Annotated in this window: 15 protein-coding genes; 7 read left to right on the forward strand and 8 right to left on the reverse strand. The window is 63.5% G+C overall.

Annotated elements, in window-relative coordinates; translation table 11 throughout:
• Window positions 1-53 precede the first annotated feature (53 nt).
• From LK12_RS12520 to LK12_RS12540, 5 genes are all read right to left on the reverse strand, one after another.
• Window positions 54-599: a peroxiredoxin gene (locus LK12_RS12520; protein WP_039284163.1), complete on the reverse strand. Its 546-nt coding sequence runs from the start codon at window positions 597-599 to the stop codon at window positions 54-56.
• A gap of 52 nt (window positions 600-651) precedes the next feature.
• On the reverse strand, window positions 652-882 hold the full coding sequence (locus LK12_RS12525) for a biotin/lipoyl-containing protein (protein ID WP_039284166.1): 231 nt from the start codon (window positions 880-882) through the stop codon (window positions 652-654).
• 216 nt (window positions 883-1,098) lie between these two features.
• The gene (locus LK12_RS12530; protein ID WP_039284169.1) at window positions 1,099-2,529 is read right to left on the reverse strand and encodes an acyl-CoA reductase; all 1,431 of its coding nucleotides are present in this window, start codon (window positions 2,527-2,529) and stop codon (window positions 1,099-1,101) included.
• A complete protein-coding gene (locus LK12_RS12535) occupies window positions 2,526-3,896 on the reverse strand; it encodes a long-chain-fatty-acid--protein ligase (RefSeq protein WP_156135470.1) in 1,371 nt (456 codons plus the stop codon). Before LK12_RS12535 ends, LK12_RS12530 begins: the two co-directional genes overlap by 4 nt.
• Before the next feature lie 20 nt (window positions 3,897-3,916).
• Window positions 3,917-5,266 (reverse strand): hypothetical protein, encoded by a 1,350-nt coding sequence (locus tag LK12_RS12540; RefSeq protein WP_039284172.1) that lies wholly within the window; start codon window positions 5,264-5,266, stop codon window positions 3,917-3,919.
• Between the two features lie 132 nt (window positions 5,267-5,398).
• Here LK12_RS12540 and LK12_RS12545 point away from each other — a divergent pair, with 132 nt between their 5' ends.
• The 4 genes from LK12_RS12545 (at window position 5,399) to LK12_RS12560 (ending at window position 9,494) form a co-directional block, all read left to right on the forward strand.
• Entirely contained in the window at window positions 5,399-6,073 is a 675-nt protein-coding gene (locus LK12_RS12545; protein WP_052223427.1) for a TetR/AcrR family transcriptional regulator C-terminal domain-containing protein, read from the forward strand.
• A gap of 60 nt (window positions 6,074-6,133) precedes the next feature.
• Window positions 6,134-7,387 carry an MFS transporter gene (locus tag LK12_RS12550; protein ID WP_039284176.1) on the forward strand — a complete coding sequence of 418 codons (1,254 nt, stop codon included), beginning with the start codon at window positions 6,134-6,136 and terminating at the stop codon, window positions 7,385-7,387.
• A 23-nt stretch (window positions 7,388-7,410) separates the two neighbouring features.
• Window positions 7,411-8,292 carry an SDR family NAD(P)-dependent oxidoreductase gene (locus tag LK12_RS12555; RefSeq protein ID WP_039284179.1) on the forward strand — a complete coding sequence of 294 codons (882 nt, stop codon included), beginning with the start codon at window positions 7,411-7,413 and terminating at the stop codon, window positions 8,290-8,292.
• A 326-nt stretch (window positions 8,293-8,618) separates the two neighbouring features.
• A complete protein-coding gene (locus LK12_RS12560; RefSeq protein ID WP_039284183.1) occupies window positions 8,619-9,494 on the forward strand; it encodes an HpcH/HpaI aldolase/citrate lyase family protein in 876 nt (291 codons plus the stop codon).
• A 105-nt stretch (window positions 9,495-9,599) separates the two neighbouring features.
• On the opposite strand, the gene LK12_RS12565 is transcribed toward LK12_RS12560, so the two are convergent.
• Window positions 9,600-10,970 carry a M20/M25/M40 family metallo-hydrolase gene (locus LK12_RS12565; RefSeq protein WP_039284186.1) on the reverse strand — a complete coding sequence of 457 codons (1,371 nt, stop codon included), beginning with the start codon at window positions 10,968-10,970 and terminating at the stop codon, window positions 9,600-9,602.
• A 520-nt stretch (window positions 10,971-11,490) separates the two neighbouring features.
• On the opposite strand from LK12_RS12565, the gene ettA reads away from it, so the two are divergent.
• On the forward strand, window positions 11,491-13,170 hold the full coding sequence (ettA, locus tag LK12_RS12570; RefSeq protein ID WP_039284189.1) for an energy-dependent translational throttle protein EttA: 1,680 nt from the start codon (window positions 11,491-11,493) through the stop codon (window positions 13,168-13,170).
• A gap of 266 nt (window positions 13,171-13,436) precedes the next feature.
• Window positions 13,437-14,363, forward strand: a complete 927-nt coding sequence (locus LK12_RS24230) for an RcnB family protein (protein ID WP_231568339.1) — start codon at window positions 13,437-13,439, stop codon at window positions 14,361-14,363.
• A 72-nt stretch (window positions 14,364-14,435) separates the two neighbouring features.
• Here LK12_RS24230 and LK12_RS12580 read toward each other — a convergent pair whose 3' ends face one another.
• Window positions 14,436-14,987 (reverse strand): cytochrome b, encoded by a 552-nt coding sequence (locus LK12_RS12580; protein ID WP_039284191.1) that lies wholly within the window; start codon window positions 14,985-14,987, stop codon window positions 14,436-14,438.
• Between the two features lie 123 nt (window positions 14,988-15,110).
• On the opposite strand from LK12_RS12580, the gene LK12_RS12585 reads away from it, so the two are divergent.
• Window positions 15,111-15,776, forward strand: coding sequence for a prolyl hydroxylase family protein (locus LK12_RS12585; RefSeq protein WP_039284195.1), 666 nt, complete (start codon window positions 15,111-15,113; stop codon window positions 15,774-15,776).
• Window positions 15,777-15,893: 117 nt separating this feature from the next.
• On the opposite strand, the gene LK12_RS12590 is transcribed toward LK12_RS12585, so the two are convergent.
• Entirely contained in the window at window positions 15,894-17,507 is a 1,614-nt protein-coding gene (locus LK12_RS12590) for a lysine--tRNA ligase (protein WP_039285290.1), read from the reverse strand.
• Between the last annotated feature and the right edge of the window lie 86 nt (window positions 17,508-17,593).

Below are 17,593 nucleotides of genomic sequence, written 5' to 3' on the forward strand. Positions count from 1 at the left end.
AGCGACGCCCTTACCCGGCAAGCCCGGTCCGTTTCAAGAGCGACCGCGAGAGATCAGCGTTTGGCGGCGAGCTTCTTCACCGCTGCGAGCGTGAGTTTGACGTGGTCGCGATAGTCCATGTCCGAATGAACGAGCGTGATAGTGCCATCCTGGGCGATCACGTAACTGGTGCGCTTGGTCATGTTCGCAGGCGCTCCCGGGTGCGTAAGTGCGACGTCGTACCCCTTGACGATCTGCGGGGTCGCGACGCCCACCGCGAACTTGTCGCGGCAGGCCTCGGTTGAAAACTTCTGCAGCGTCGGCAGGTCATCTACCGAGAGGCCTATCACCGTCGCTCCAAGCGCGGCGAAGTCGTCGGTCGCCTCGGCAAAGGCATGCGCCTCCGCCGTGCAGCCCTGGGTGAAGGCCTTGGGATAGAAATAGACTACCACTGGCCCTTGCCGCAACGCGTTGCGCAGGCTGAAGCGCTTGGCTTTCCCGGCGAGCGCGACCGACGTACGGAACATCGGCGCCTTGGTCCCGACGGGGAGATCGGCAAAAGCTGTGGCTGGCAGCATCAGGGCTGCCAGAGCTACGATAGTGGTCGGCAAATTGCGCATGGAAGCAATCTGGACCGGCCGGAACCCGTTGTCCAGCCGGTCGCGGAGGCCGTTATTCGATATAACCGAGAACGGTGCCCACTTCGTAGGTCTCGCCGGTCTGGGCGACGATCTTGAGAGTGCCGCTGGCGGGCGCTTCTACTTCGTTCGTCGACTTGTCAGCCTCGAGCGAAAACAGCGGCTGGCCTTCGGTCACCTGGTCGCCGTCCTTGGCAAGCCATTCGGCGACCTGGCCCTCTTGCATCGAGAAACCGATTTTCGGGAGCAGGATTTCAACGGCCATGGTACTTATTTATCCTCCATCGGTCGGCGGCCGCTGACACAGGTCGTCCCGCGCACGCGCCGCCACATTGCCCGGTGATGCCTAGCGCAACAGATGATGCAAGCAAGACTTTGCCGCCGGTGACGCTTTCACACGAAACCATTTCGTAGGGGCGATGGAATAAGGGCGCAATATCCCCTCCATGCGGGCCTGGGGGCGGAACGCGCCGCGAATGCATTACCTCGGGGCCGCTGGTTCCACGCCATCCTCGTGCGCCATCCAATGCACGAAGCGGTGCAGCGGATACATTGCATCGTGCGGATTGCCGATCGTCGATGGCCCCGCCTCGCCCAGGTGGACGATCCGCTGCGCGCCGCCGGCGGCTAGCCGGTCGCGGTAGTCGGCCATGCGGTCGAAGGGGTAGAATCCCACCGTCTGGGTCGCCACGTTGATCCACTTCACGGCATCGTCGAGGCTGTCGACCCGCACCACATTGGCCGTCTTGTTGATCGGATGGAAATCGACCGGCTCGTCCGAACGCACGACCAGACCTTTGCCGTCGGTCTTGCCCCAGACGCCGAATTCGTCGTCCATCATCACCATCATCTCGACCGCCTCGCGCATGTCCTGATCGAGCTTGCGTACGTCGCCGCTTTCGGCGGCGCGGCGGGCGATGTGGAAGTGCAGCCGCTCGCAGAAACGATCAACGTCTTCCTGGGGTCCTTCCACGAACTGATAGCGGCTGGCGACGCAGGCCTCCTGGTTCAGCGTCATGACGTCAGCCGAACACAAGTCCGCCACCTGGTCGAGCGTCTCGTCATTCACCAGGGCTTCCTTGCCCACCATCGAGATCGAGGTCTTGGGATCGAAAGAGACAAGCTGGAAACCCGGCATCAGGTACTTGATGACATTGTTGATTGCATCGCCGCCGCCCCAAGCCACGATCTTGTCGAAGTACTGCGGGCGGTAAAGCACGCGTTCGGTCGCATCGTCGCCGCCGCGCCAGTAGGCTGCGGACATCGACTTCACCACCGGATGCTCCGGGTCCAGGTCAGCCATGGTGCGCAGGATCGCGACCATGGTGAAAGGATCGGCGCTGGGCATCTTGAACAGGTTGATCGCCTTGACCAGCGCGCCCTGCGCGATCGACTGCACTGCAACCCCCGGCGAATTGCCGGGCATGACGTGGATGAGACGCGGGGCAAAGGCGCGCACGAAGCTCTTGCGCCCGGTGAAGTCGGACTTGGGCACCCACATGTCGAGCGCGCGCGGATCGGGGAAGTTCTGCTCCAGCACGGCGGTGAGCACCCGCTTATCGAGATAGGAGACAGCATGGCGGATGGTGTTTTCCACCACGGCACGCGGCAGGATGTGATGCGTGCACATCCGCTCGATGCATTCCTGCATGTAGGGGTTGTCGCTGGCGAGCATGCGCTGACCGGATTCGACGAGGAAATCCATGATCTCGGCCGTCGGCACATTGAGCAGCGGGGGGACTTCGGTGCGCGGCGGCACGACCCTGTCGAACGGCACCTTGGGCGTGGCGAAGGTCACGCCCAGGTCGCGCGACTTCTGGATCACGTCGCTGCCGTGGAGCACTTCGCCGCGCAGGAAGAAGGGAGCGGAAACGGCCGCTTCGGCCGGGTTGATCTCGGTTATCGTGTTCATGACATGCCTCTCACGTAAGCATCTACGGTTCCCGCGCAGCCGATCTTATCGTCGCCCTCGATATCCGAATAGCGATAGATGTCGTCGCGGATGGATGGTGACCTGGCGCCGCAGGCGCACGGTTCGTAGTCGACGTGAACGTGGTCGCCGGAGATCACTCCGCCCCAGCGCCCGTCCAGAGAGAGATCGAAGAAGGCAGCCCTCCCCTCGACCTGCCCCCTGCCGGCGCCGTCGAGCAGCGCATCGCCGGCCTTGTCCAGCGGCAGGATCACGACCCACGGCGGCACGTGGTAGCGCCCCCCTTCCTTGCAGCGCGCAAAGCCGGTGTTGAGCTCCTGCATGCCATACATCTGGTAGATGTAGTCGGGCTGCAGATTGAAAGTCTCGAACACGAACTCGCGATAATCCGGCGGCAGTTGCGCCCGCTTGAGACCGCCGCCGAGGTAGATGGCATTCTCGGGATGGAAGTCCTTGCCCGAATAGCCACGCTCGCGAACCTTCACCGCGAAGGGATATAGCGCGCCCCACATGCCGGTGATGTAAAGCCGCTTGTCGCGCTTCGCGATAATGTCGTCCACCGCGCCTTCCTGCGCCCGGTCCAGCGCTTCCTGTCGGGTCCGCGCTTCCTCTTCATAGGCCGCAACCTCATCGGGCCGGGCCGTGCCCTCGGCGATGGCCTTGCGCAGCAGCACCATCTTCGTAAGGGAGCCAATGGTGACAGGCGGAATTCCCGACTGGAAGCGCGGGGCCTCCGGGTCGACGAAGGCTTTCATCATTGCCTGCCCATTCGCGACGTTTCGCGGCGTATAGGCGACGGCGCTGGCGGGGCCGGCCGGCGTTCGCATATCGCCCGCCCTGATGCTCGAGCCCCACTGCACGGCCGCGACCGAATCCCTGCAGATGTGATCGAAGTCTGCCTGCGAGGCCACCAGCATCGCAGATTTGCCTGTCGTCCCGCTGGAGCACGAAACGAAAAGCCCCGCCTTGCCGCATGCCTCGACCCAACCGTCGATATCGGTCACACCCGTCAAGTCCACCCCGTCGGTTGGGTAGGCCGAGACTGTGCCGAGCCATTTCGTGAGCTTGTCCCACTTGCCTGCGAAGAGAAAGCTTTCGGGGTAGGACTTGTAGGCCGTGTGCGGCAACAACAAGGGCACCGCGTCTGCAAGCGACCGGATCTCGGTTATTCCCGCTTCCTTCGCTCGGAAACCGACCACCTTGATGCGGCCGAGGCGCCCCAGGAGCCGTTCGTTCATTGCCGCGACCTGCGCCTCGTGCACGTCGGCGAAGGCGTAGTCATAACAATCTTCCCGCCCCAGCGCGGACAGGAGATTTTCGACATGCGTTTCCGTGAGGGTACCGTCCATGTGTTCTTCCTCTTCCGTAATCACGCCGCGCCGCGCACATAGGCATCGACCGTGCCGGCACAGCCGATCTTGTCGTCCCCTTCCAGGTCCGCGTAGCGCACGATGTTATCGCGCACGGACGGGCCGTGATTGCCGCACTTGCAGGGGCTGAAATCGAGCGAGATCTTGTCGCCGGTGATCACGCCGCCCCAGCGGCCGTCGAGGGAAAGGTCGAAGAACGCGGCGCGGCCTTCCATCTCGCCGCTCGAGTGATCGAGCGCCGTATCGCCCGACTTGTCGAGCAGGACCGGGACCATCCACGGCGGCACATGGTAGCGCCCACCCTCGCGGCACTTGGGCATGCCCGAGTTCAGTTCCTGCATCGAATAGTTCTGGAAGTGGCGGTCTGCGGGGATGTTGAAGGTCTCGAAGACGTATTCCTGATAATCCGCAGGAAGCTGCGCGCGCTTGAGACCGCCGCCCACGTAGATCGAATTGTCGGGATTGAAATCCTCGCGGCCATAGCCCGCATCGCGCACTGCCTTGGCAACCTGCCACAGCCCGCTCCACAGGCCCGAAAGCTGCAGCTTCTTGTCGCGGTTCTCGATGATGAACTGCGCGGTGGCGGGCACCGCCTCCTCGATCGCCTTTGCGCGCGCGGCCGAGGTTTTCTCGAACGCCGCGATCTCGTCGGGCAGCGCGGTGCCTTCGGCGATCTTCTTGCGCATCACCACCATCGAGGTGAGCGAGCCCACGGTGATCGGTGGCACCGGATAGGTCCAGCGTGGCCATTCGGGATTGGCGAATGCATCGTACTGCGCCTGCGCGATCGTCGCGTTCTTGGGCACGGTGGCCACCGGTGCACAGCCGACGATCAGGCGATCCTGCGCCGGCTTCACGCCCGATCCCCACGAGAACACGTTGACCGTATCGATCTTCGACCAGTCCATGTCCTTCTGCGAGGCGATAAGCATGGCGGACTTGCCGGTCGTGCCACTCGAACAGGAGATGAAATAGCCCTTCGCGGCCAGCCGGGCGATCCAATCGTCGATGCCCTCGATGCCTTCGAGCGAGACTCCTTCGACGGGATAGGGAGAAATCGTGCCGAGCCACTTGGTCAGCCGGTCCCAGCGCTCGTCCATAAGGTAGCTTTCGGGATAGGACTTGTAGGCCGTGTGCGGGAACAGCACCGGCACGATGTCCGCAATCCTCTCGATCTTTTCCAGCCCGGCGTCACGGGCACGCAGGGACAGCAACTTGATGCGGGCCTTGCGCTCCTGAAACCGCTCGTCGAGCGCGGCGATCTGCGTCTCGCGCAGATCGTCATGCGAAAACGTAAAACGGTCGGGATCGGCTACCAGGGCCATGAGTTTGTCGGCTGCTGCGCCCATCTCCATCTCTCCTCTTGCGGTCGCGATCCGGCAGCTCTGGACAGTCCGGCGCGACTCGATTAATGGCATCTTATGCGTTTCATTAAGCGCGATTCTCTTGGCGAAGCAAGTGAAATCGGTATCAGTCAGTCCATGCCCGAGCGTACGCACCGCAAGCCCTCCCCCCCGAAGTCCGCGGCTGCGCCCGTACGCGCAGGACGCCCGACGCGCGAACAGGCCCGCGCCCGGCAGGAGGCGCTGCTGGACTGCGCGCTGGGGCATTTTCTGGAAAAAGGCTTCGAGGCCGCAACCATCGAGGCGATCGCGGCCGATGTGAACATGACCAAGCGCACGGTCTATGCGCGCTATACCGACAAGTCCGCCCTCTTCCGCGCAGCGATCCAGCGGGGAACAGAGCGCCTGGCGGCAACGCCCGAAGTCATTGCCGCCACGCGCGCTGACGGCCTCGAGGAGACGCTCGTCAATATCGCCGAGTTGCGCATCGCCCTGGTCTCGACGCCCGAAGGGACCAAGCTGCAACGGCTCATCAACACCGAGTCCTATCGCTTTCCGGACATATTCCAGACCTATTACGATATCGCCGCGCTGCCCACCGTGCAGTTCCTCGCCGGCATCCTTGAAAACGAGACGGCTGCGGGACGCCTGGCCATCGACGATCCGCTGCTGGCCGCAAACGTGTTCATGAGCATGGTGGTCAGCGGTCCGGTGCGTTTCATCCTTTCGGGCAATGATCCTGGACGGGAGGATATCGACCGCCGCGTGCGTTTCGCGGTACGGCTGTTTCTGAAGGGCGCCGAACCCCGATGAGGTGAAGGCGGCAATCCGTGATCTGCAAGAGCGGACGCGGACAATGGGAGAGAGTGTGACGTGACCTATTTCCGGGAATTCCGGGTCAACTGGCCCATGCTGCTCGGCGCCATGCTGGGCCTCGCCCTGGGATCGGCGCTCAATCACTACATGACCAACCTCTTCGCCCCGGCGCTGATCGCCGAGTTCGGCTGGGAGAAGTCGCAATTCGCGCTGGTGGGGACGCTGGGGCTGGCGAGCATGTTCGTCGTACCGCTCTGGGGCCGCTTCACCGACCGCTACGGCGCCCGCATTGCGGCAGCCATCGGCTTTACCGTGGTGCCGCTCACCTTCTTCGCCTTCAGCGTGATGAGCGGCAACATCTACGAATTCTTCGCGATCACCGTGTTCCAGCACTTGTTCGGCGTGTTGACGACCACGCTGGTGTTCAGCCGCGTGATCGTCCAGCGCTTCGATCTCGCCCGCGGCATGGCCCTCTCGATCCTGATGAGCGGCGCCCCGCTGGTGGGGGCCGGGGTGGTGCCGCTGGTCGGCGAAGTAATCGACAGCGAAGGCTGGCGTACCGGCTATCGCCTGCTCGGAGTCCTGTCTGCGATCGGCGGCATCGCGGCGGTCACGCTCGTGGGCCGCAGGCGCAAATCGGCCGCCGGACAGCCGCAACCCGCCGAACAAACCGCGCGCGCAATCACCAGGACGGAATTCGCCGCACTCCTGCGCCATCCTGCATTCCTGCTGATCGTGGCGGGGATGTTCTTCTGCAACGTGCCGCAGGTCATCGTCTCCTCGCAGCTCAAGTTGGTGCTGATGGAAAGCGGGGCGCCGAGCCACCTGGCGACCTGGATCGTCTCGCTCTACGCGGTCGGCGTCGTCGTGGGACGGTTCTTCAGCGGCCTGGCGCTCGACAAGATCTCTCCGCAGACGGTGGCGCTGGCCGCGCTGGGCCTTCCCGCCATCGGCTTTCTCATCCTCGCCTCACCGGCCGAACAAGGCTGGCTGCTCGCCTCCGCCGTGCTGCTGGTGGGGCTGGCGCAGGGCGCGGAAGGCGACATCGGCGCCTATCTCACATCGCGTACCTTCGATCTTGCGCACTTCAGCCTGATTTACAGCTTCCTCATCGCCTCGATGGGGCTTGCCACCGCTTTCGGCTCGATCGTGCTGAGCATGACACTCGGCGCCACGGCCCGCTTCGACGCCTTCCTGATCATTGCCGCGGCCCTGACCATTGTCGGCGCGCTTTGCTTCTTCATGACCGGACGCGGCGGACGCCCGCCCCGCAGCGAAGATGAAGCCCTCCTGACCGCCCCGGTCGCCTGAATTCCCGTATAAAGGAAGAAACCATGTCCCCATCCCAGAACGCCACCGCCTCGCGCTGCGTCGTCGTCACCGGCGCCAGTTCCGGGATAGGCAAGGCCAGCGCCGAGGCCTTCGCCCGGATGGGCTGGCACGTGATCGGCACCGGGCGGGATCCTGCGCGCTGTGCCGATGCCGAAGAAGCCATCCGCGCAGTCGCATCGCACGGCAGCCGCGTCGACTTCGTACGCGGCGACTTCACGGAAATGGCCGAGGTGAAGAGAGTAGCGAGCGAAATCGCGAACCTGACTGACCGCGTCCACGTTCTGGTAAACAATGCCGGCGGCGTGCGCGACGCCCACTACCGGACATCGGAAGGCCTCGAAGCCACCTTCGCCGCAAACCATCTCGCGCCGTTCCTGCTGACCCGGGAACTCCTGCCGCTGCTCGAAAAGGCCGCCGACGATTCGCCCCCGGGGACGGTGCGGGTGATCGCGGTCTCCTCGAGCGCGCATCTCGTATGCCAAGGCTTGAACTGGAACGACCTGATGATGGTCGAGGATTTCACGGCAAACGCTGCCTATTGTCAGGCGAAGCTGGCCAACCTGCTATTCACGCGAGAACTGAACCGGCGGCTTGCCGACAAGGGAATCGTGGCCCAGGCCATGCACCCGGGGCGTGTCGGCTCCAACTTCGCCAGCCACGGCGACGATGCGATGCAGGCCTATATGGCCGCCAACGAATGCATACTCCCCGAAGCCCCGGCGCGCACGATCATCTGGATGGCCACCGCGCCGGAGGTCGGCCGCGATGGCGGTCGTTATTTCCACGATCTTGCCGAAATCGATGCCGCACCGCAGGCCTGCGATGATGACGCCGCAGCACGCCTGTGGAGCGAAAGCGAGAACATGCTCGCAAACCTCGTCTGAAACAGACAGCAGTGTGCCGTCCCGCGCGCGCCGGACCATCCGGAATCGCGCGGGACGGCCGGTGCGACCCGCGAGGGATTTCAGAAACCGAAAATAACTTCGAAGTTCGATATTCTTCTCTGGCCGGCCCGACCTCTATCAGGACGCCCACAAACTGACGCTCAATTAACTGAGAGCGCGTGATGGATAATCAATATTAGCGACAGATCGAAGAATTACTGCGATCTTAATAGTGCAATAGTATACATTCAAGAGGTTTTTTATCGGCTGCTTGACCGTGATGCTTCTCGCACCCATGGAGGCGCGAAGCCCGAAAGGATGTGCCGATGACGACCCCAGCCGACCGCCCGCGCCGCAGTGCGCTCTATCTTCCGGCCTCGAACGCCAAGGCTCTGGCCAAGGCCCGCACCCTGCCGTGCGATGTTGTCATTCTCGATCTCGAGGACGCCGTCGCCCCGGAGATGAAAGCCGAGGCCCGCGCGGCAGCCGTTGCCGCCGTAGAGGAAGGCGGCTTCGGCCATCGAGAAGTGGCGATCCGCGCGAACGGCATCGACACCGAATGGGGCGCCGAGGACCTTGCGGCCATTGCCGGCTCCAAGGCCGATGCCGTGCTGGTCCCCAAGGTCGGCAGCCCGCAGGACATCGGCCGTTACGAGAAAGCGCTGGAGCCGGCCCCGGCCTCGATGCAGCTCTGGACGATGATCGAGACTTGCGAGGCGGTGTTCAATCTCGAACGCATCGCGGCGATGGCCCCTTCCACACGGCTGTCGCTTTGGATCATGGGCACCAATGACCTCGCCAAGGAAATGCGCGCACAATTGACGCCGGAACGCACACCGTTCCTGCCGTTCCTGTCGATGGCCGTCGCCGCGGCCCGGGCGCACGGCGTCACGATCCTCGACGGCGTGTGCAACGAGTTCCGCGACATTCCGGTATTCGAAGCGGAAGCGCGGCAGGGCCTGCTGTTCGGGTTCGACGGCAAGAGCCTGATCCACCCGGCCCAGATCGATCCATGCAATACCGTGTTCAGCCCGAGCGAGGCCGATCTGGCCTGGGCCCGCGCCGTGATCGAGGCGTTCAAGCAGCCGGAAAACCAGGGCAAGGGCGCCATCCGCGTCGATGGCAAGATGACCGAACTGCTCCATCTGGAACAGGCCGTGCGCATGGTCGCCGTGGCCGAACAGATCGCGGCGGCGGGTTAGTGAGCCCACCCCGCTGCGGCTAGGCAGCAAGCTGCCAAGCCTCGCGGCCCTCCCGCTTGCGGGAGGGCGAAATCAGCGCATCATACCGACGAGATTTCGTCGCTCCTACCCGCCAACGCCCTCGGCAATTTCGCCGGGCTCGTTGGCGATCACTTTCAGTACCGCCGTCCAGGCGTCGACGTTCTGCTGCAGCGTCGCCGGATCGACCTTGTCGAGCGTATCGTCGGGCGTGTGATGCAAGTCGAAGTAGTGCATCCCGTCCTGCCCCAGATCGACCACCGCCAGTTTCTGCTTGGCGATGATCGCGCCTACGTCCGCGCCGCCTTCGGTCTCTCCCGGATGCGGCACGATGCCCATCGGCCAGAGCGCGGCGTTGATCTTGTCGGCGAGCGCCTTGTTGGTGGGGGCGAAGTTGTTTTTCACCTGCCACACGTTGTCCGCTCCGAAGTCGCTTTCCATCGCGACGGCATGGGGCTCATCACCGTGCATTTCGGCATAGTGCGTTCCGCCGCCCTGCCCGTTCATGCCCATTTCCTCGTTGCCCGACCACAGCACTCGGATCGTGCGCAGAGTCTTGCCGTCCTTCTGCGCGGCGAGCGCAGCAGCCGTCACGATGGCGCAGCCGGAGGCGTCGTCGATGGCGCCGGTGCCGAGGTCCCAGGAATCGAGGTGGCAGGCGACCAGCACGATCGGCAGCGAGGGATCGCGGCCCGGCAGTTCGGCCACGACATTGCCCGAAGGCGCGCCGGGGTTGGGTTTGCCCATCAGTGTCATGTCGATCTGCATCGGCTTCCCGCGCTCGGCGATCCGGGCGATCAGGTCCGCATCGGGATTGGAAACGGCGCCGGCCGGGATCGGAGTGACGCCTTCGGCCCAGGCCGTAGCGCCGGTGTGCGGATTGCGGTGGCTGTCCGTGCCAGCCGAACGAATGACGATGCCAGCCGCGCCTTTCTGCGCCGCGATGCTCGGCCCCTTGCGACGCACATTGCCGTAAGGCCCATAGCCTGAACCATCCTGCGCGCGGCGCATGGCATGGTCGACGAAAGCCACCTTGCCCTTGAGCGATCCCTGGGGCGCGGCCTCCAGCGCGGCGAGCGTCGGAAAATAGACCATGTCCGCCTTCAGGCCATCGGCGGGCGTCGGCACGGAAAAGCCGAGCGCGGTGATCGCCAGCGGCTGCTGATAGGGCGCCGTCAGCTTGGCATGCTCCGGACCGCGCTGCCAGACATTGGCCTTGAACGGCTCGATCTTCACATTGCTGAAGCCGAGCACCTTGAGCTTGGCGTCGGCCCATGCCCGCGCCCGCGCTTCGGCCTCGGAGCCGGCGATGCGCGGCCCGATCTCGGTGGTCAGGCCCTCGACGATGTCCCAGGCGACACCCGAGCCCTGTTGCGGCGTCGCTGCGGCGGTGATGGAGGTAAAAGGAAGAGCGGCGATAGCGGCGAGAAGCGCCGCGCGGGGGAGTTTGCGAACCATGGCGCCATGCGTAACGCGGCGCGCGGGGAATGCCAACGCTGCAGTGCGTACCACTCGTCGTGGTGTACCCAACAGGTCGTCATCCCAGCGAAGGCTGGGATCGCTGCGAGCCTCGCGCAACGTCGAAAGAGATCCCAGCCTTCGCTGGGATGACGTGTCGGATTTCGCATGGCGTATCGGGTGAACGCTTTCCTACACGGGCGCTCTCTGGGACAATAGCCCAAATCCCGGGCTCGCTGACTTCACCACATTCGCCCCAAACGAAAGGTCACACCCATGCCACACATCCTGACCTGTCACCTTACGAAAACATGCCGGAATATCGGGCACTTCGCGCACCGCTGTTCGGCAAGGTCAGGCCCAGGGGCGACACACAATTCGACGCCTCCGTGTCAACCCGAACGTCACACCCTTCGCCGCCCGGCCCGCCGATCCGCACCACCCTTGGCAATCCCCGCGCTGCCCTGTAGAGCGGCGCGCAAACACCCCGAACACGCCAGATTTCATCCAGAGGAAACCGATGGCCGCGCAATACGCCTTCGTCATGAAGGACATGACCAAGACCTTCCCCGGCGCCCAGAAGCCGGTGCTGAGCAACATCAACCTGCAGTTCTACCAGGGTGCCAAGATCGGCATCGTCGGCCCGAACGGTGCCGGCAAGTCGACCCTGATGAAGATCATGGCCGGCATCGACACCGATTTCACCGGTGAAGCCTGGCCGGGCGAGAACATCACGGTCGGCTACCTGCCGCAGGAACCGCAGCTCGATCCGACCAAGACGGTGCTCGAAAACGTCAAGGACGGCGCCCGCGACATCGCCGACATGGTAGAGCGCTTCAACGCGATCTCGGCCGAGATGGGCGATCCCCAGGACGATACCGATTTCGACGCGCTCATGGAGGAAATGGGCACGCTGCAGGACAAGATCGACGCGGTCGACGGCTGGACGCTCGACAACCAGCTCGAAGTCGCGATGGAAGCGCTGCGCTGCCCGCCGGGTGACTGGTCGGTGGAAAGCCTGTCCGGCGGTGAAAAGCGTCGTATCGCTCTCACCCGTCTGCTGATCCAAAAGCCCGACATCCTGCTGCTGGACGAACCGACCAACCACCTCGACGCCGAAAGCGTGGACTGGCTGGAAAACCACCTCAAGGAATATGCCGGTGCGGTGCTGATGATCACCCACGACCGCTACTTCCTCGACAACGTGGTGGGCTGGATCCTAGAACTCGACCGCGGAAAATACTTCCCCTACGAGGGCAACTACTCGACCTACCTCGAGAAGAAAGCCAAGCGCCTTGCCCAGGAAGAGCGCGAGGAAACCGGCCGCCAGAAGGCGCTCAAGGACGAACTCGAGTGGATCCGCGCCGGCGTCAAGGGGCGCCAGACCAAGTCCAAGGCCCGTATCCGCAAGTTCGAGGAACTGCAGAACGCGCAGGACCAGCGCACGCCGGGCAAGGCCCAGATCGTTATCCAGGTGCCCGAGCGCCTGGGCGGCAAGGTCATCGAGGCCAAGAACATCTCCAAGGGCTTCGGCGACAAGCTGCTGTTCGAGGATCTCTCGTTCATCCTGCCGCCGGGCGGCATCGTCGGCGTGATCGGCCCCAACGGCGCCGGCAAGTCCACGCTGTTCAAGATCCTCACGGGTCAGGAAAAGCCGGACTCGGGCGAGATCGAGATCGGCTCGACCGTGCACCTGGGCTATGTCGACCAGAACCGCGACCACCTCGACGACAAGCACAACGTCTGGGAGGAAATCTCCGACGGGCTCGATTACATGAAGGTCAACGGCCACGACATGTCGACGCGCGCCTATGTCGGCGCCTTCAACTTCAAGGGCCAGGACCAGCAGAAGAACGTCGGCAAGCTCTCGGGCGGTGAACGCAACCGCGTCCACCTCGCCAAGATGCTCAAGCAGGGCGGCAACGTGCTGCTGCTCGACGAACCGACCAACGACCTCGACGTGGAAACGCTGGGCGCGCTGGAAGAGGCGATCGAGAACTTCGCGGGCTGCGCCGTGGTGATCTCGCACGACCGCTTCTTCCTCGACCGTCTGGCCACGCACATCCTCGCCTTCGAGGGCAACAGCCACGTCGAATGGTTCGAAGGGAACTTCGAAGCCTACGAGGAAGACAAGCGCCGCCGCCTCGGCGACGCGGCGGACCGTCCGACCGCGCTGTCCTACAAGAAGCTGACGCGCTGACCATGTGGCGCGTCCTGCCGATGCGGCGGGATGCGCCACCGGCGCCACGCAAAGTGAAGCGAGTTCCGTTTGCATCCAACCCGGGCTCGTATCTCCCGGCCGACGAGGCGCGCCGCTGCCCGGACAGCGCTGTTCATACAAAATAACAAATAGATTAACAAAAGGCGCACAATCGGTTCACTCCCCCGACAGCGCGTTTCATGTAATACCTGTCAGCAGGATGAGCCGCGATCGCCGTGCGGCAAGTCCGGTTTAGGAGACCGGATATGGCAGACAGGAAAACAATGAAGACCCGTGCCCTTTTGACAGCAGGAGCCTGGAGCGCGATGGCCCTCGCCGTCGCCAGCATGGCGGTGCCGGACATCGCCGCAGCGGCCGAGCGCCCTTCCCGTCATCAAAATCATGAACGGGGATCGGACAACCGCCCCAATTTCAACAACCGCACCCAAGGATCGGCTCGCGCCAGTGCGCAGGCTCGCGAAGCATGGTCGCGCAACAATGCCCGGCAGGCTCGCTCCGGCGCACCAGATATGACCGAATCCCGTCAACGCGCGATCAGAACCGCACGGGAGCAACGCCGTCAGGAAAGCCGGCGAGATGCCGAGCGCAGCCGCGAGACCTGGCAGCAGCGCCGGGCTGAACGTCACGAAGACCGGGCAGAACGGCGGGACAACCGCAGCAACCAATGGATGAAGCAATACCAGCGTCGCGATAACCGCGACGACCGCCGCGACAATCGCTATGACCGGCGCGACGACCGCCGCGACGACCGATATGACCGGCGCGACGATCGCCGCGACCACCGTTACGAGGGCCGCAATGACCGTCGGGACCATCGCTGGTCCGACCGTAACGATCGCCGCGAGTATCGCGACCATCGCCGTTGGGACCGCCACTCCTGGCGCCGGAATAATCGCTACGACTGGCGCGACTACCGGGCCCGCCATCGCTCAACGTACCGGATAGGCCGGTACTACGCACCGTACTATGGCTATTCCTATCGCCGGCTCGGCATCGGCTTCACCTTGGGCTCGATGTTCTACAGCAATCGCTACTGGATCGACGATCCGTGGATGTATCGCTTGCCGGAAGTCTACGGACCCTATCGCTGGGTGCGCTATTACGACGATGTGCTGCTGGTAAACGTCTATACCGGCGAAGTGGTGGACGTGATCTACGACTTCTTCTGGTAAGCCGCAGCGCTTCGCAAGAAAGCCCCCGGACCACGCGTCCGGGGGCTTTTCTCGTTTCCGCTACGGGACGTCTCAACGCCGGCGCAGCATCGGGATCATGCGGGCCATCGTGTCGTCGTGATCGAGGAACATGTGTTTCAGCGCCCCCAGGACGTGCAATGCGAACAGGGCCAGCATCACGATTGCCAGCACTTCGTGGCTTTCCTTGAAGATCCCGCCCAGCGCCTTGTCGGAACCCACGGGCAAGGCAGGGGCCTGGAAAAGCCCGAACCAGCCGACCGGGCGCCCCCCGCCGGAGACCATGGCCCAGCCGGTCAGGGGAATGAACAACAACAGGAAATAGAACATGAAGTGTGTCACCCGCGCCAGGGCCACTTCCCAGGCGCTCAGCGCCGCTGACAGGGCGGGCCCTTTATAGATGAGCCGCCAGACGATTCGGAACAGCGTCAGGCCCAGAACGGTCAGGCCATTTGCCATGTGGTACCCCATGAGCGCGGCCGCTTGCTCCTTGGGCAGGTCCTCGGCACTCCATGCAAGAACGAAATTTGCGGCAATGAGCAGCGCAATCAGCCAGTGAAGGGTAATTGCCACACGCGTATATTGGGGCGAACGTGTTGTTTTCATGCGCTATGCTCCCGAATTCGAGTGACCGACAACCGTATGTATCGTTCCGATATGGCTGTATTTTCGCTGCAGGGAAACAGGATCAATTGATCTACGCGTCCGTCCGCGTAATCTTCGTCCTGCATGGCAGGTTCAGTTCATCCCGATTGCAAGAGGCTTGCACGCATCGGCTCCGCCGTGCGCGAACGGCTTACCGCCGATCCTTCCGTGCAGCGGTTTCCCGAGGAGCGCGCCGAAATCTATGCTGTCGAGGGGTTTCTGCACACCGATGATTGCGCGCGCCTGATCGGTCTCATCGAAGGCATAGCGCGCCCGTCCGGCCTCGTGGACGAAGCCGACTGGCCCCAGTACCGCACCAGTTATTCGAGCGACATCGACGTTCACGACGATACCGTGCGCGCCCTGGACGACAGCATTGCCGCCCTCACGGGTCTACGGCTGGATTGCAGCGAGTCCCTCCAAGGGCAGCGATACAGGTGCGGAGAGTATTTTCACGAGCATTACGATTGGTTCGACACATCTGCTGAATACTGGCGCAGGGAAAGCGAATGCGGCGGGCAACGCAGTTGGACTGCGATGGTCTACCTGAACTGCGTCGAGGAAGGCGGTTCTACCGACTTTACGCGCATGCAGATCAGCGTGCCGCCACTTACCGGCAGCCTTCTGCTGTGGAACAACCTGTGTCCAGACGGGACGCCGAACCCCTGGACAATGCATGCAGCCCGGCCAGTCGTGCGCGGGGTGAAGTACGTCGTCACGAAGTGGTTCCGCACGCGCCGCTGGTGCTGAAACCTACGGTCGCCGCTTCGCCCTCCCGCGCGCCGCGCCCATGACCTCGCCCGGTAAGATGCGCGTGACCACGTGCCGCGCTTCGGCGTCAGTGCATCGTGCCTCGTCTCGCTGGCCTCAGGCGTCAAGCGCCTGCGCTATCAGTTGGCGCGTTTCCGGCACACCGTAAAGAGCGATGAAACTGCCCATCCGCGGCCCTTGCGAAGAGCCCAGCAGCGTTTCGTAAAGCGCCTTGAACCAGTCGCGCAGGTTTTCGAACCCATAGGCCTCGTCTTTGCCGATCTCGTAGACAGTGTTCTGCAATTCCTCTGCGCTCGTATCGGAGCCGGCCTTCGCCAATTCGGCATCGAGCGCCCGCAGGGCTTGCGCCTCGTTGGCGGTCGGCGCGCGGCGCTGCAGGCTCGGGGCAATGAAATCGCGGTTGGTGGCAAGCGCCGCGCGCACCAGCTCTTCCAGCTCCGGGTGGGCCTCGGGCGTCGCCTCGGCGACGTAATTGCCCAGGTAGGACCAGACCTGATCGGCCGTCGCCTCGGCTCCGAGCACCCCGACCAGGTTGAGCAGGAGCGAGAAGGTTACCGGCGGGGTATCGCCCGCGCCTTTCGGCGTGGTGCCCGCACAGTCCCCGTTCACGCGCAGAAGGTGCCAGACCGGATTGCCGAGCTGCTTGTCGAGCGGCTGGTTCGCCAGGTTGCCCCGAAACTGCCAATATTCGTCTACCGCCTTGGGAATGACGCCGACGTGCAGCTGCTTGGCGCTCTTGGGCTCGCGGAACAGATAGAAACCCAGCGATTCCTCGGTGCCGTAGGTCAGCCATTGCTCGATGGTCAGCCCGTTGCCCTTGGATTTGGAGATCTTCTCGCCGTTCTCGTCGAGGAACAGTTCGTAGATCAGCCCTTCCGGCTTCCGCCCGCCAAGGACCTTCACGATCTTGCCCGACTGCGTCACCGAATCGGTGAGATCCTTTCCGCTCATCTCGTAGTCGACACCGAGCGCGTACCAGCGCATCGCCCAGTCGACCTTCCACTGGAGCTTAGCCTGGCCGCCGAAGACCGACTGTTCGACGACGCTGCCGTCCTGATCGGTGAAGCGAATCATGCCGGTAGCCGGATCGAGCACTTCGACGGGAACCTGGAGAACGATGCCGGTCGAGGGAGATACCGGCAGCACCGGGGAATAGGTCTTGCGACGTTCCTCGCGCAGCGTGGGCAGCATGACGTCGAGGATCGCCTGATTGCATTCCAGGACGCGACTGAGCGCCGCATCGAACGCACCGGAATTGTACCGGTCGCTCGCGGAAACGAATTCGTATTCGAAGCCGAAACGATCGAGGAAGTCGCGCAGCATTGCATTGTTGTGGTGCGCGAAGCTTTCGAACTTGCCGAAGGGATCGGGAATCCGCGTGAGCGGCTTGCCCAGATTTGCGGCAAGCATCTCGGGCTGCGGAATATTGTCGGGGACCTTGCGCAAGCCATCCATGTCGTCCGAGAAGGCGACCAGCCTCGTCGGTGCGCCACCGGTCAGCGCTTCGTAGGCCCGACGAACGAGGGTTGTGCGCAGGACTTCCTGAAACGTACCGATATGGGGTAAGCCCGAGGGACCATAGCCGGTCTCGAACAGCACCGGCTCGCCGCCGGGTTTTCCGTTCGGGTATCGCTTGAGCAGCTTCTGGGCCTCCTGGAAGGGCCAGGCCTTGGACACACGGGCGGCTTCGATCAGGGCGTCATCAGTCATGGCGGCGCTCATTGGCTAATTGTGCCGGTTTCGCAAGTGCGAAGCTGACAGAGGAACCCCCACAATCGGGGATCGTTATGTGCAAA

Source organism: Novosphingobium malaysiense (genome assembly GCF_000802225.1).
Lineage (GTDB): Bacteria > Pseudomonadota > Alphaproteobacteria > Sphingomonadales > Sphingomonadaceae > Novosphingobium > Novosphingobium malaysiense.